Raw genomic sequence first — 539 nt, 5'->3', positions numbered from 1 at the left:
GTGTTTCATAAAAAAAGGAGGCACCTGCTGTCTTTAAAGCAGGATATGGCATTGCATAATATCCATCAGGATAAACAAAGCTGCGGGTGCTTAACTCCGCGGGAATACAATCTTCCTCGCACATCACAATCTTCGGCGGATCAATATAAGACTCCAGCTTCCAATCTCCCAGCTTGCTGATATCCCCTACGCCCAATTGCTCGACACAATCGCCAGCAACAGCCTGACAAGCGCCGACGCTGACCGGTGCTGCCGGTTCTTCCTGGCCAGGTTCAATGGGATTAGCGGTCTCTCCTTCTCCACCACCGCCACATCCGTGCAGCGCCAATGCGGCAACGCTGGTCGCTGCCAATCGAGTGAGATAAGACATTTCGAGTTTCTCCGGTAGGGGTTTCAGCCACAGCGCATCCAGCGCTCATGGCGTCACAACGAAACGTATTATCATTATTACGATTGAATATTGAAATCGTAAAACCGATAGCGGCAGGAAAAAGGGAAAACTCTTTCGATGTTGCCCGGTTACCCACTAGGAAAACTCC

General features: G+C 50.5%; 1 pseudogene. It reads right to left on the bottom strand.

The annotated features are described in order from the left end of the window. Positions 1–370: pseudogene (locus tag ACTJGZ_RS14000) on the bottom strand (hypothetical protein); the annotation flags it as partial. Positions 371–539 lie beyond the last annotated feature (169 nt).

The organism is Kerstersia sp. (genome assembly GCF_052103615.1).
GTDB lineage: Bacteria > Pseudomonadota > Gammaproteobacteria > Burkholderiales > Burkholderiaceae_B > Kerstersia.
This window is presented reverse-complemented; position numbering and strand designations above follow the sequence as displayed.